The 12,420-nt window shown below is 63.3% G+C and carries 13 protein-coding genes and 1 tRNA gene; 9 read left to right on the top strand and 5 right to left on the bottom strand.

Annotation, left to right across the window (positions count from 1 at the left end; translation table 11 throughout):
- Positions 1–103 precede the first annotated feature (103 nt).
- The 5 genes from METAC_RS0119225 (at position 104) to METAC_RS24575 (ending at position 4,771) form a co-directional block, all read left to right on the top strand.
- Positions 104–193, top strand: a tRNA-Ser gene (locus METAC_RS0119225).
- A gap of 552 nt (positions 194–745) precedes the next feature.
- Positions 746–1,819, top strand: a complete 1,074-nt coding sequence (prfA, locus tag METAC_RS0119215; RefSeq protein ID WP_026608260.1) for a peptide chain release factor 1 — start codon at positions 746–748, stop codon at positions 1,817–1,819.
- A gap of 5 nt (positions 1,820–1,824) precedes the next feature.
- Complete coding sequence (locus METAC_RS0119210) at positions 1,825–2,262, top strand: EamA family transporter (RefSeq protein ID WP_026608259.1); 438 nt, start codon at positions 1,825–1,827, stop codon at positions 2,260–2,262.
- 192 nt (positions 2,263–2,454) lie between these two features.
- On the top strand, positions 2,455–3,321 hold the full coding sequence (locus METAC_RS0119205) for a transglutaminase-like domain-containing protein (RefSeq protein WP_026608258.1): 867 nt from the start codon (positions 2,455–2,457) through the stop codon (positions 3,319–3,321).
- 139 nt (positions 3,322–3,460) lie between these two features.
- Positions 3,461–4,771, top strand: coding sequence for an alpha/beta hydrolase (locus tag METAC_RS24575; protein WP_051335695.1), 1,311 nt, complete (start codon positions 3,461–3,463; stop codon positions 4,769–4,771).
- Between the two features lie 11 nt (positions 4,772–4,782).
- Here the strand turns inward: METAC_RS24575 and METAC_RS0119195 are convergent, their stop codons facing one another.
- On the bottom strand, positions 4,783–5,406 hold the full coding sequence (locus METAC_RS0119195; RefSeq protein WP_026608257.1) for an FMN-dependent NADH-azoreductase: 624 nt from the start codon (positions 5,404–5,406) through the stop codon (positions 4,783–4,785).
- Between the two features lie 80 nt (positions 5,407–5,486).
- Between METAC_RS0119195 and METAC_RS0119190 the strand changes: the two genes are divergently transcribed.
- On the top strand, positions 5,487–5,879 hold the full coding sequence (locus METAC_RS0119190) for a winged helix-turn-helix transcriptional regulator (protein ID WP_245257525.1): 393 nt from the start codon (positions 5,487–5,489) through the stop codon (positions 5,877–5,879).
- A 55-nt stretch (positions 5,880–5,934) separates the two neighbouring features.
- On the opposite strand, the gene METAC_RS0119185 is transcribed toward METAC_RS0119190, so the two are convergent.
- From METAC_RS0119185 to METAC_RS0119175, 3 genes are all read right to left on the bottom strand, one after another.
- Positions 5,935–6,222: a heavy metal-binding domain-containing protein gene (locus tag METAC_RS0119185; protein ID WP_026608255.1), complete on the bottom strand. Its 288-nt coding sequence runs from the start codon at positions 6,220–6,222 to the stop codon at positions 5,935–5,937.
- A 194-nt stretch (positions 6,223–6,416) separates the two neighbouring features.
- Positions 6,417–7,736 carry a dihydroorotase gene (locus METAC_RS0119180; RefSeq protein WP_026608254.1) on the bottom strand — a complete coding sequence of 440 codons (1,320 nt, stop codon included), beginning with the start codon at positions 7,734–7,736 and terminating at the stop codon, positions 6,417–6,419.
- Between the two features lie 14 nt (positions 7,737–7,750).
- Positions 7,751–8,701: an aspartate carbamoyltransferase catalytic subunit gene (locus tag METAC_RS0119175; RefSeq protein ID WP_026608253.1), complete on the bottom strand. Its 951-nt coding sequence runs from the start codon at positions 8,699–8,701 to the stop codon at positions 7,751–7,753.
- Positions 8,702–8,908: 207 nt separating this feature from the next.
- Here METAC_RS0119175 and METAC_RS0119170 point away from each other — a divergent pair, with 207 nt between their 5' ends.
- Positions 8,909–9,511 carry a hypothetical protein gene (locus METAC_RS0119170; protein ID WP_156898282.1) on the top strand — a complete coding sequence of 201 codons (603 nt, stop codon included), beginning with the start codon at positions 8,909–8,911 and terminating at the stop codon, positions 9,509–9,511.
- 116 nt (positions 9,512–9,627) lie between these two features.
- Here METAC_RS0119170 and METAC_RS24570 read toward each other — a convergent pair whose 3' ends face one another.
- Positions 9,628–10,674: a lysylphosphatidylglycerol synthase domain-containing protein gene (locus METAC_RS24570; protein ID WP_036256830.1), complete on the bottom strand. Its 1,047-nt coding sequence runs from the start codon at positions 10,672–10,674 to the stop codon at positions 9,628–9,630.
- A 566-nt stretch (positions 10,675–11,240) separates the two neighbouring features.
- On the opposite strand from METAC_RS24570, the gene METAC_RS26030 reads away from it, so the two are divergent.
- Positions 11,241–12,007 (top strand): IS5 family transposase gene (locus METAC_RS26030; protein ID WP_245257393.1). Its coding sequence is split into 2 segments (ribosomal slippage): positions 11,241–11,553 and positions 11,553–12,007, totalling 768 coding nucleotides; the frame shifts between segments, so codons are not numbered across the junction.
- Positions 12,008–12,166: 159 nt separating this feature from the next.
- Positions 12,167–12,361, top strand: a complete 195-nt coding sequence (locus METAC_RS0119150; RefSeq protein ID WP_026608251.1) for a hypothetical protein — start codon at positions 12,167–12,169, stop codon at positions 12,359–12,361.
- Positions 12,362–12,420 lie beyond the last annotated feature (59 nt).

The following is a 12,420-nucleotide window of genomic DNA, read 5'->3' as shown; positions in this document are numbered from 1 at the left end:
GCATTGGTCGGGCGTCGCGCGCGAAGAGCGCGCGCTTGTAAGGGCGAAGGCCGCATGCTATCTGCGGCGCGGACCATCCGCGGCTGTTCTTGCCGCCGCGCGTGGAGAGGTGGCAGAGTGGTCGAATGCACCGCACTCGAAATGCGGCATAGGCGCAAGCCTATCGGGGGTTCGAATCCCCCCCTCTCCGCCATTTCAGTCCTTGAGTGGACCCGGCATTGCTCCGCCATCGCCTGACACGACGAGCGCAGACTTTTGCGCGGGACGAAGCGTTGGCCCAGTTTCGCACGGCGCATAGCCGGCGGAAGCGCCCGCGTTTGGGCAGAGAAGCGCTAGGGCTCACCCCAGCCGACGCGCTCCAAATCATCTCTGTTTCCGGCCGTTCACGGCGATACGGCTAGCCGAGCGGCGCCATTAGGGCACGGTTCAGCAGGACCATGTCTTTGTCAATTCAGCCGGCCGATCCGCTCGCTAGCCCGCTTCTCCCCAAATGGACGCTGCTGAAAGCCTGCGCGCCCGAGGGCCTGCTCTAAAGGCTCCCTGCAAAGTTAGCCGCCTACTTTCCTCTTTCGTGCTTCGCAGGAGCGCAGCCTGCAGCAGGTCGAAAGGAGCATTTTGCGTGTTCGCCTTTTTCGATTAGGACACGCTTTGCTTTTGTGACGGCCGTCGCCACGTTTTCGCTCCTGTGGGTTGATCCTTTGGGAGCACGCTCCGCCTCCGCCGCCTTTTCTCTGACCGCGCGAACATGCTGCCGCAAGACAAGCTCGATCTCATTCTCCGCCGCCATGACGAAATCTCGGCCCGCCTCGCCGGCGCGCCCGAGGCTGCGGTTTACGTCGCCCTGTCGCGCGAGCTCGCGGGGCTAGAGGAGGTCGTCCGGGCCATCCGCGAATTTCGCACCCAGGCTCAGGAGGTCGCCGGGCTCGAGGCCATGCTCGCCGACCCCGCGACCGACGCCGAGATGCGCGGCCTCGCCGAGGAGGAATTGCGCGAGGCCGAAGGAAGGCTCGCGGCGCTCGAACGCGATCTGCAGCTCGCGCTTCTGCCGAAGGACGCCGCCGACGAGAAAAGCGCGATCCTCGAAATCCGGGCCGGGACGGGCGGCGACGAAGCGGCGCTTTTCGCCGGCGATCTTTTCCGCATGTATCAGCGCTACGCTGAAACCAAGGGCTGGCGCGTCGAGATCCTCTCAGCGAGCGAGGGGACGGCCGGCGGCTATAAGGAAATCATCGCCGAGGTCGAGGGCCGCGGCGTTTTCGCCAGGCTCAAATTCGAATCCGGGACGCACCGGGTCCAACGCGTGCCGGACACCGAGACGCAAGGCCGCATCCATACGTCGGCCGCCACCGTCGCGGTTCTGCCGGAAGCGGAGGAAGTCGACGTCGACATCAACGAGGCGGATCTCAAGATCGACACCATGCGAGCGCAGGGCGCCGGCGGCCAGCATGTCAACAAGACCGAATCCGCGATCCGCATCACCCATATCCCGACGAACACAATCATCTTCGTTCAGGACGAGCGCTCGCAGCACAAGAACCGGGCCCGCGCCATGGCCCTTTTGCGCGCCCGCATCTATGACATGGAACGGCAGAAGCTCGACGCCGAGCGCGCCGCGGACCGGCGCAGCCAGGTGGGCTCGGGCGACCGATCGGAACGGATCCGCACCTATAATTTCCCGCAAGGGCGCCTGACGGATCACCGGATCAACCTGACCCTCTACAAGCTCGACAAGGTCATGACCGGCGAGGCTTTGGATGAAGTGATCGACGCGCTCGTCACGCATCATCAGGCGCAACTTCTCGCCGCGAGCGAGGGTTGAGCGCCGTGAAGCTCTGGCTCGGCGCTTGGCAATTCTGGGCCTTGGCCTCGGCCGGCTTCGCGGCGCTGACCGCAATCTTCGCCAAGATCGGCGTCGAGAACGTCAATTCCGATTTCGCGACCTTCATCCGCACTTTGGTCATTCTGGCCGTGGTCGCCGCGATCCTGGCCGCGACCCGGCAATTTCAGCCCCTGGCCGAAATTTCGGCGCGGACCTATCTGTTTCTCGCGCTCTCTGGCCTCGCGACGGGCGCCTCCTGGCTCTGTTATTTCCGCGCTCTGAAGCTCGGGGACGCCGCCCGGGTCGCTCCGATCGACAAGCTCTCGACCGTGCTCGTCGCGCTTTTTGGCGTCGCCTTTCTCGGAGAACGCCTCTCCGCGCCGAATTGGCTCGGCGTTCTCTTGATCGCCTGCGGCGCCCTGCTCGTCGCCTATAAAGGCTGAGGCGGACGCGACCGGCGCAAGCCTTTCCAGGGAACCTTACCTAGCCTGGAGGGTTAGCCTGCGCACTGATCGGGCGCGCCAACCCTCGCGCTCATGCTCCGCCGGCATGGCCCTCCCCGCACGTCTGCGATGACGCTGCGCCTTTCGGGGCGGGGGTTCGCGCGCCCCCCAAAATCAAGTCGGAACCGCACCATGCTCATACGATATGGCTATGAACTGGCCTTCACTTGCCCACAACCGACATTGATGGTCTGCCTGCTCGACGCCCATCGCGACCAGTCCCCGCAGCTGCGTTATAAGCGCCCGCCGACAACCAATCCCCTGGTCGCCGCCGCAACCTATATCGATAGCTTCGGCAATGCGGTGCTGCGGTTCGTCGCGCCGCCCGGCGATCTCACGATCACATCCGACGCTGTCATCGAGGACAGCGGTCTGCCCGAGACGATCGACCTCGACGCAAACGAAGTCCCGGTCGAGCAATTGCCCAATGAGACGCTGCAGTTCCTGCTTGCCAGCCGCTATTGCGAAACCGACCTCCTCGGGGACATCGCCTGGGAGCATTTCAAATCGAGCCCGCGGGGCTGGCGCCGGGTCCAGGCGATTTGCGACTTTGTCTGTGATCGCCTGACCTTCGGCTACGAGCATGCGCGCCCGACCCGAACCGCCTTTGAAGCCTATCAGGAGCGCGTCGGCGTCTGCCGGGATTTCTCCCATCTCGCCGTCGCGTTCTGCCGCTGCATGAATATTCCGGCGCGCTACGCCAACGGCTTCCTGGGCGACATCGGCGTGCCGCCGGACCCGGCGCCTATGGATTACAACGCCTGGTTCGAGGTCTTTCTCGACGGCGGCTGGCGGACCTTCGACGCGCGCCACAATATGCCGCGCATCGGCCGCATCACCGTCGCGCGGGGCCGCGACGCGACCGACATTCCACTCGTCAATTCCTTTGGTCCGCATGTCTTGAAGACCTTCCGGGTCTGGACCGAAGAAATCGATGAGGCGACGCTCCGGGACCTCCTGACCCGCGAGGAGAGCGGCGCCCGACGATCGATCGCTTGACCGGCGAGGCCGATGCTTCATCGGATGTTGACGATTTATCCGCAATCCTTCGAACTCAATAAAGCCACGGTTTGGTTCCATTTGGGCCAAAACGGGTCCCGCCGGCCGCGCCGCGCCTGCGCCCTCGCCGATTTGAGACATGGGACGGATTGTGTCGAACATTGGATCGCCCCGGAAACACCATTCCGCCCCAAGCGGCTCCGTCTCCTCGACCGGGCGCAACCGCGTCTTCGGCGCCGTCGCGTTGATCGCCTCGGCCGCGAGCCTCGGCGGCTGCGGCAACAATCTCAAAGGGTTTCTCTTGCCTGTCGCTGAAGGCGCGCCGGGGACAAGCCAAGTCGAGATGGTGGTCGCGACGACCCGGCTGAAAGCCGACTCCCCAGGCGAGATGTTCTCGGGCTATCGCAGCCGGGAGCCGAGCTTCGCCGACATTATCGTGTCAATTCCTCCACCTGGCGCCCATCAAGTCGGCCAAGTCGAATGGCCGAAACAGCTTCCCGGCAATCCGGCGACGGACTTCGTGACGCTCAAGGCCGACATCACGGACAAAAAGGCGGCGATCGCCGAATTCTCGCGCCTGCTCCAGAAAGCCCCGAAAAAGCAGGCGCTGGTATTCGTCCATGGCTTCAATAATCGCTTCGACGATGCTGTTTTCCGCTTCGCCCAGATTGTCCACGACACCGGCAGCGGAGACGAATTCGTGCCGGTCCTGTTCACTTGGCCATCCAAGGGCAGCGTCCTAGCCTATGGATATGACCGAGAAAGCTCGAGCTATTCGCGCGACGCGCTTGAAAACCTCCTGCGTTGGCTTGCGTCAAACCCGAAAGTGGATCAGGTGACCGTCCTCGCCCATTCAATGGGCAATTGGGTGACGCTCGAAGCGCTTCGCCAGATGGCGATCCGGGACGGGCGCGTCGCGGCGAAGATCCGCACCGTTCTGCTCGCGGCTCCCGACGTCGACGTCGATCTCGCGCGCGAGCAGATCGCCACGATGGGGCCGGAGCGGCCGAATTTCATCCTCTTCCTGTCCGAAAATGATCGCGCCCTCGCGGTTTCTCGGGAACTCTGGGGCGGGCCGCGGCTCGGCGCCATCGACCCCTATGTCGAGCCTTTCAAGACAGATCTCGCGCGCGAGAAGATCCAGGTGGTCAACCTGACGAACTTCCAATCGACCGACAAATTCGACCACGGGACCTATGCCGGAAATCCGAAGGCGGTCGCTATTCTCGGGCAAAGCCTGGAGAGCGGTCAGACGCTGACGGATTCGCGCGTCGGGCTCGGCGAAAGGATCATGACGACGACGGCGGGCGCCGCCTCCTCGATCGGCCATGCCGCGAGCCTAGTCGTGACTGCGCCAGTCGCCGTCGTCGATCCTATGACGCGCGAGCATTTCTCCGACGAGGTCGACGCTTTCACGCATTCTGTCAATTCCGCCGCAGCGCCGCAATAGGAGGCTGGCGCTTAGGCCGCGCGAAGATCCGCCGCGGAGCGCAAACCCTCGGCGAGCGCTTTATCGCGCTGCTCCGGCCCCATATTGATCCCTTCGGCGACGATGACCTCCGGATCATGGATTCCGATGAAGCCGAGGACCGTGCGGAGATAGGCCTCCCCATGCTCGGCGGCGGCGAAGGGCGCGGCTTCGCCATAAAGGCCGCCCCGCGAGGCGACGATGATGGCGCGCTTGTCGCCGGCGAGGCCCTTCGGACCCTCCGCCCCATAGGCGAATGTCTTTCCAGGAACGAGAATGCGGTCGACCCAGGCCTTCAACTGGGTCGGAATAGTGAAGTTATACATTGGCGCGCCGATCACCACGATGTCGGCGGCGAGAAATTCTTCGAGCACGGCTTGGCTCTCGGCTTGCTCGCGGATCACGGACGAGTCCGCGCCTTGAGCGGCGCCTGAGAGAGGATGGGCGCTGGGGGCGGTCGTCGGCGACAAATGCGGCAACGGAGCGGCGGCCAGATCCCGATAAGTCACGGCGAGATCAGGCCGCTCGCGACGTAGCCTGTCAACGACCGCCTGGCCGATCGGCCGGCTGACGGAATGCGCGCCGAGGATGCTCGAATCGATGTGAAGGAGCTTCATTGAATCCACCGTTGGTATAAGTTTGTAACTTAAACTAAATACGTGACTTCAATTGCAGCGCACAAGGAGGCACATTTTTGGTGCTAGAGCACAAAGAGGTGACCGTCCCCGACCCGCGACTCCATGTGGACTGCCGCAAAGTGAGCCAGGTTCTGGCGCGCATCGGCGATAAATGGAGCGTCCTGATCGTAATGTTGCTGGGGGATGGGCCGCACCGCTTCAATGAGATCAAACGGATGGTGGGGGGCATCTCGCAGCGGATGCTGACACTCACCCTCAAGGGGCTCGAGCGCGACGGCTTGGTGACGCGAACCGTCTTTCCGACGATCCCGCCGCGCGTCGATTATGAATTGACGGATCTCGGCCGCTCGCTGCGCGAGCCAGTCTTAGGGCTCGGCCAATGGGCGCAGACTCACATGGCGGAGATAGAAGAGGCGAGGGTCAAGTTCGATCGACGCGTTGAACGAACTTGACTGCGCTTCCGCGCGGAAGCTCCCCGAAAAGCCAGACGCATTTCGGCAAGAAATGTCAGGCCGCGCAGGACAGCTTGACTGCGACGCCAGTAGCGAAGACGCGGTTGAGGCGCACGCCCGTCGCCTCGATCGGACCGACGCCGTCGGTCTCGTATTGGACGCCGATGATCGCGTCGGCGTCGATGTCCTCGGCCCGGCGGATGAGCTCGCGCAAGGCGCGCTCCCGCCAATCCTCGCTCAAGACGCCGCCGGTGGCGGCATGCCAGGCGGAGGCCGCGCGGATCTTGCCGATCTTGTAAAGAACGCGGCCGCCTTCAATGTCGTTGGTGGAGCTGATACGCATGACGCCGTCTCCGAATTTCGCAGAAACCCTACCCCCGGAAGGTTTCCCATGACTTAATTGCTGTCTCTGGGCCCATCCTTTGGAGCGGCAATATGGCAGGGTTGAGATGAACGGGAGGTGAGCCGCAGCACGGCCTCAAACTTGTCGTGATCATGCAAACTTGGCTCAGGAGCCGCGCCGGCGGGCCTTTCGCCTCAGCCTATCCCAAACACGATCTCGCCAGACACCAGCGTCAGCTTCACTTTCCCTTCCATCCGCGCCTCGTCGAACGGCGTGTTCTTGCAGCGCGAATGGAGTTTCGCCGGATCGACGACATAGGGCTCATCGGGATCGAAGCGAATGAGATCTGCCGGCGCGCCGATTTTCAGCCGTCCTTGCGGCAGGCCCAGAATCTCGGCCGGGCGGGTCGTCATGGCGGCGAGTAGGCGGGGGAGCGAGAGGTCGCCCGCGCTGACGAGACGAAGGCCGGCCGACAGCATAGTCTCGAGTCCGATCGCGCCGTCCTCGGCCTCGGCGAACGGCAGGCGCTTGGTCTCGACGTCCTGCGGATTATGATCCGAGACGATGACGTCGATGAGGCCGCAAGCCAGAGCTCCGACCAAAGCGCGACGCTCGTCCTCCCGCCGCAAAGGCGGGGCGAGCTTCAAGAACGTACGGTAATCGCCGATGTCGTTCTCGTTGAGGGTCAGATGATTGATCGAGGTCGCGCAAGTCACCGGCAGGCCCGCCGCTTTAGCCTTCGCGATGATGTCCAGCGAGAGCGTCGTCGTCACCAGAGCAGCATGGTAGCGCGCGCCTGTCAGGTTCACGAGGCGCAGGTCGCGGTCGAGAATGATGGCCTCGGCTTCGCGCGGGACGCCGGCCAGGCCGAGCCTTGAGGCATACTCGCCCTCGTTCATCACGCCTTCGGCGGCAAGATCGCGATCCTCGGCGTAATGGATGATGAGCGCGTCGAAATCCTTCGCGTAATCCATGGCGCGGCGCAGCGTGCGGGCGTTGCGGATTGAGCGCGCGCCATCGGTGAAGGCGACCGCGCCCGCTTGCTGCAACAGGCCGATCTCAGCGATTTCCTCGCCTTCCAGGCCGCGCGTCAGGGCCGCCGAAGGCAGAACCCGCACGCGGCCGGTGTCGCGGGCGCGGCGCAACAGAAAATCGACGACGGCGGCCTCGTCCACCGGCGGATTGGTGTCCGGCCGGGCGAGAATGGTCGTGACCCCGCCCGCGGCGGCGGCGGCCGTCGCCGTGGCGATGGTCTCGCGATGCTCGGCGCCCGGCTCGCCGACAAAAGCGCGCATGTCGATGAGGCCGGGCGCGACGCAATCGCCGGCGCAATCGACCACGCGCGCATAGGGCGGCAGATTGGCCGGGACGACGCTCGCGCCGAGATCGCGGATCTGCCCGTCGATGATGAGGACGCCGCCCAACGTCTCGGTTTCTTCGGCCGGGTCAATCAGCCGGGCGTTGACGAGCGCGAGCGGCTGATGCGCGATCGAGGCGGAGGTTAGAGCCTTCATGTCGTCGCGCCCTCTCATCCGTTCGGCAGATGTTGCGCTAAAGCCTCGAGCACGGCCATGCGCACGGCGACGCCCATCTCGACCTGCTCGCGGATGCGGCTCTGGGCGCCGTCGGCGACGCTCGAATCGATCTCGACCCCCCGGTTCATCGGGCCGGGGTGCATGACGAGCGCATCCGGCTTGGCGAAACGGAGCTTCTCTTCGTCGAGGCCAAAAAAGCGGAAATATTCCTTGGCGGAGGGAATGAAGCCGCCTTGCATGCGCTCGCGCTGAAGCCGCAGCATCATGACGATGTCGGCGCCGTCGAGGCCGCCGCGCATGTCGCGGTACACTTCGACGCCCATGCGCTCGATCCCGGCCGGCAACAAGGTCGAAGGTCCAACGGCCCGCACGCGCGCGCCGAGCGCCGAGAGAAGCAGGATATTCGAACGGGCGACGCGGGAATGAAGAATGTCGCCACAGATCGCGACGACGAGACCGGAGACGCAGCCTTTATTACGGCGGATCGTCAAAGCGTCGAGAAGCGCCTGGGTCGGATGCTCATGCGCCCCGTCACCGGCGTTGACGACCGAGCAATCGACCTTTTTGGCGAGAAGATGAACCGCCCCGGCTTGGGCGTGCCGCACCACGATTATGTCGGGGCGCATGGCGTTCAGGGTCATGGCCGTGTCGACCAGGGTCTCGCCCTTTTTCACGCTGGAGGTCGCGACTGACATGTTCATGACGTCCGCCCCGAGCCGCTTGCCAGCGAGTTCGAAGGAGGATTGCGTGCGGGTGGAGGCCTCGAAAAAGAGGTTGATCAGCGTGCGGCCGCGCAGGGTCGAGCGCTTTTTCTCGACCTGGCGCGAGACTTCGATCGCCTCTTCGGAGAGATCGAGCAGAGCGGCGATGTCGAGCGGCGAAAGGCCTTCGATCCCGAGCAAATGCCGGTGCGGAAATTTGAGGTCTCGGGGCAAGCTTGGCATGCGGCGGGTTTTACAGGAGCGCAACGGCCGCGTCACATAGGTTTGATCGGTCTCAGCCGATAGACCCAATAATTTTCTCGGATTATCTCGTGATCTCCCCCTAGAGGGCCCAAGGCGTCAGCGAGGCGGGAATATTCAGCTGCGATTCCGCATGCTATGAGCGACGTCGGTCACTCCACCGTCATCTTGATCGGAACCCGGAACGCTATGAGAAAGCTCCTCTTTGCCGCCGCCTCCGTCGCGGCGCTCCAAACCGCCCCGTCGCTCGCCGCGGATCAGACTCTCGTCTGCTGGTATAATGACAATGGCGCCTTCGCCGCCGCCGAGGCCGCCCCCGCCAGCGCGACGCTCGGCGCGGTGCTGCGCACCGGCGACAGCGGCGACAAGGCCTATTCCTATGTTATTTCGGGGCGCAGCGGCGCAGCTTGCCCCTATCAGGTGCCGCTCGGCACGAAATCCGCGAAGACGTCCGCGCTGGTGCGTCAGGACGAAGCGAATTGCACCAATGACGAGGTCAGCGGCGCAGAACCCGCAACGCTGGGCGGCTCGGTGACGGTCTTCCGCGCGTCGAGCCAGACCACTGGCGCCAGCGTGCATTTGACGGGCGCGACGAAGCCCAACTCGACCTATCGCGTCAAGCTGAAATGCGGCAAGCAGCTCGGCGTCATCAAGACCGACGACAAAGGGGACGGAAACGCCACTTTCGATTTCGTGAACGACGGGCTGGGGTCGAGCTTCGCCTTCGACGTCTCGCCGGAATCCGGGCCCGCTCCGGGCGATACGTTCCAGAGCGTCAAGATCCCGCGCTGATTATGGCGAATCCCCGGCCTGGCTTTGCAGGTCACGGGTCCAAGCCATCGCTTCCGCTTCAAAGACCCGAGCATGTTCCGGGCGGTCAGATTGCTTCAATCTGACCGAAACATCCTTCAGCCGATGTCGTCTATGATCGGCGCGTCCTCATCGCTTTGCCGCATGGCTTCGCGAAGGCTCTTTTGGCGCCGGAACCCCTCGTGTGCGCCGAGGAAGGCCAGAGCCAGAAGGAAGGGCGCCAAATAATAGATCAGGCGAAACAGCAGCAAGGACGCGAGCAGCGACTCCTGCGACACGATCGGCACGGCCTTCAGCATCGCCGCTTCGAAGACCCCGATGCCACCCGGCGCATTGCTGACGACGCCGAGGATGCAGGCAAAAACATAGGTCGCGGCGAAAGTGAAGAAATCGAGCGCGGCATGGTTCGGCAGCAGCCAGAATAAGACGCCGGCGGCGGCGCATTGGTCGATGACCCCGAGAGCGACCTGGCCGAGGGTGAGGCCGAGCCCCGGTAATTCGAGCCGGAATCCCTGAATGCGGACGTGACGCCGGCGGATCGTCACCCAAATGAGATAGGCGAAAATCGCGGCGAGCGCGCCGAGGCCCATCAGCATGTTCAAGGCCGGCTGCAAATGATTGAGCGCGCTGATGGCTTCCGCCTGAAAGGCCAATCCGGCCCCGATCACGAAAACCATGCCGAACCAAAAGGTCACGCCGGCCACAATGGTCAGGCTCGCGACTTTGCTCGGCGCGAGGCCCGCTTGGGAATAGATCCAGTAGCGCACCGTTCCCGCGGTGATCAGCGGAAAGCCCAGCGTGAAGGAAATGGCGTAGCTCGTGAAGGAGGCGAGCGCAGTGGTCGGATAGGGCACGCGCGTCTTGAGCTGGCGAAGGGCCAGCGCGTCATAGCCCGTCAAGGCGAGAAAGGAGACAGAGGTCAAGAGAGCGGCCATCGCGATCTGTTCCCCGCTCGTCGCGGCGATTGCATGCCGTAAATCGGCGAAGCTGACGGCCGAAAACGTCCGCGCCAAGACATAGACCGAAAAAATCGCGATCGCGATGCTGCAGGCGGCCGCGATCCTCCTGCCGACGGAGGAGCGTCGCGCTTTCTCATGGCCCGCGTCGACTGCATCGGTCTCGTCGAATGGCAGGCTTTGGGACATCGCCCCCCTTTTGCGGGGGAATGCAGCCGCGGGTCTGGCCCCGTCGGCCCCCATATGAGCGTCATTGCAGAAATGACTTTGATCCAATGCCTGTTCCTTGTCTCCGTCTCGCCCGTCGAGGGGCGTGACGCGTCCTCCCTTTGGCCCGGTGCCTCTTCCGCGAGCGGTTATGCGGCGCGATCGCGACACTAGCAAGACCTCTGTTTGAATGCTCGATTTCCTGGAGACGACATTCGACGCCGCGCGCAAGAGCATTGCTCTACGCGTCGCGGATCCCTTCTGATCTTTCCATAACGATTTATTGATGCCGGCCCGCGGCGCTTGCGCTTGAAATGCCGCCGCGACCTCCGACCTGATCAGGCGGCGCAAACCCGATCCCGCGCGAAGCCGCGAGCGGCCCCGCAGCCGAGAGAGATCCCGCCTGCCAAACAGGTCCAAATGATAAAAGTTTTTCGAGATGAGCGATTTTGCACAAGCTAGGTCCCGTTGACAAATAGGATTCCCATTAGGGTAAGGTTCTGATTCAAGGTCGCTTTCGGAAGGAGGCGGGCTTGATTCGGGGATTGATGTCGGATGAGGAATGGGCGTGTTTCGAGCCGTTCGTGACGGTTCGCGGCGCGCATAGCGGGCGACGGCCGAAGGACCACCGCCTCGTTCTCGATGGGATTTTCTGGATTGCCCGCACCGGCGCGCAATGGCGGGACCTGCACGAGCATTTCGGCAAATGGTCGTCGGTCTATCGGCAGTTCCGGCGCTGGACTCTCAGTGGGCTGTGGGAGCTCCTTCTGGAAGCCCTGAATGAAACCGAGGGCGTTGGCGAGACCGTCCAGATGATCGACTCGACCATCATCCGGGCGCATCACTGCGCCGCCGGCGCTAAAGGGGGACTCCGCGTCAGGGTCTTGGCCGCTCGAGAGGTGGCTTCACGACAAAGATTCACCTCCGCACGAACGGCGAAGGACTGCCGATAGCCGCAAAGATCACCGCAGGCGAGGTCTCGGATTATTCGGGCTTCGCCCCCTTGATGGAAGCGGAAGGACCTGAGGCCAAAGTCCTGCTCGCCGATCGTGGTTATGATTCCGATCATATTCGCGAAACGCTGGAGAAAACAGGCGCTGCGGCCATCATTCCGACGCGCCGAAACCGCAAGATCCAAATCCAGATCGACAGTCACATCTATGCCTTGCGCAACCGCGTCGAGCGTTGCTTCAACAAGCTCAAAAACTCTCGGCGCCTCGCAACCCGCTACGACAAAACCGCAGCCAGCTATCTCGGGTTCGTCCAAATCGCCGCGATCAGGATCTGGATGCGCATATTTGTCAACAGGACCTAGGCTCTTTAAAGATGTTTCCGTGACGATCGACAGCTCAGGCGAAGCCGAAATGAGCCGAATCAAAATAAAAATGGTTAGAAGGCGTTAATCTTCCCCGATGATCATTCCATGGGAGCTCCGCGAGCTTCAGCCCCCCTCCAGACTTCACGAGTAAAGACGATGACCCAGCAAGACGCAGCCTCCAATACGGCGACTCGCTCGAACGGCGCCCATGACCTTCTCTCCCGGCTCTATCGTGAAATCGGCATCTCCGCTGTCGCCGCCGCGCTGGAATCCACGCGCAAGCCTCAAAAGCCGGCGCAGGTCCAGACCCAGCCGCTTCCAGCGATCCTTCGCGACGACGAGGCGGCGTGACCGGCTCGGAAGCGCGCGCGGACGGAAGACGTCGAGTTATAGTTTGGCTCCTTTTTCGC

It is taken from the genome of Methylocapsa acidiphila B2 (assembly GCF_000427445.1).
GTDB lineage: Bacteria > Pseudomonadota > Alphaproteobacteria > Rhizobiales > Beijerinckiaceae > Methylocapsa > Methylocapsa acidiphila.
This window is presented reverse-complemented; position numbering and strand designations above follow the sequence as displayed.

Excerpts from the sequence above, each read along its gene's own strand:
- METAC_RS0119205 (WP_026608258.1), top strand. The coding sequence starts at position 2,455 with ATGCTCATACGATATGGCTATGAACTGGCCTTCACTTGCCCACAACCG.
- METAC_RS24575 (WP_051335695.1), top strand. The coding sequence starts at position 3,461 with ATGGGACGGATTGTGTCGAACATTGGATCGCCCCGGAAACACCATTCC.
- METAC_RS0119150 (WP_026608251.1), top strand. The coding sequence starts at position 12,167 with ATGACCCAGCAAGACGCAGCCTCCAATACGGCGACTCGCTCGAACGGC.
- prfA (WP_026608260.1), top strand. The coding sequence starts at position 746 with ATGCTGCCGCAAGACAAGCTCGATCTCATTCTCCGCCGCCATGACGAA.
- METAC_RS0119185 (WP_026608255.1), bottom strand. The coding sequence starts at position 6,222 with ATGCGTATCAGCTCCACCAACGACATTGAAGGCGGCCGCGTTCTTTAC.
- METAC_RS0119195 (WP_026608257.1), bottom strand. The coding sequence starts at position 5,406 with ATGAAGCTCCTTCACATCGATTCGAGCATCCTCGGCGCGCATTCCGTC.
- METAC_RS0119175 (WP_026608253.1), bottom strand. The coding sequence starts at position 8,701 with ATGCCAAGCTTGCCCCGAGACCTCAAATTTCCGCACCGGCATTTGCTC.
- METAC_RS0119170 (WP_156898282.1), top strand. The coding sequence starts at position 8,909 with ATGAGAAAGCTCCTCTTTGCCGCCGCCTCCGTCGCGGCGCTCCAAACC.
- METAC_RS24570 (WP_036256830.1), bottom strand. The coding sequence starts at position 10,674 with ATGTCCCAAAGCCTGCCATTCGACGAGACCGATGCAGTCGACGCGGGC.
- METAC_RS0119180 (WP_026608254.1), bottom strand. The coding sequence starts at position 7,736 with ATGAAGGCTCTAACCTCCGCCTCGATCGCGCATCAGCCGCTCGCGCTC.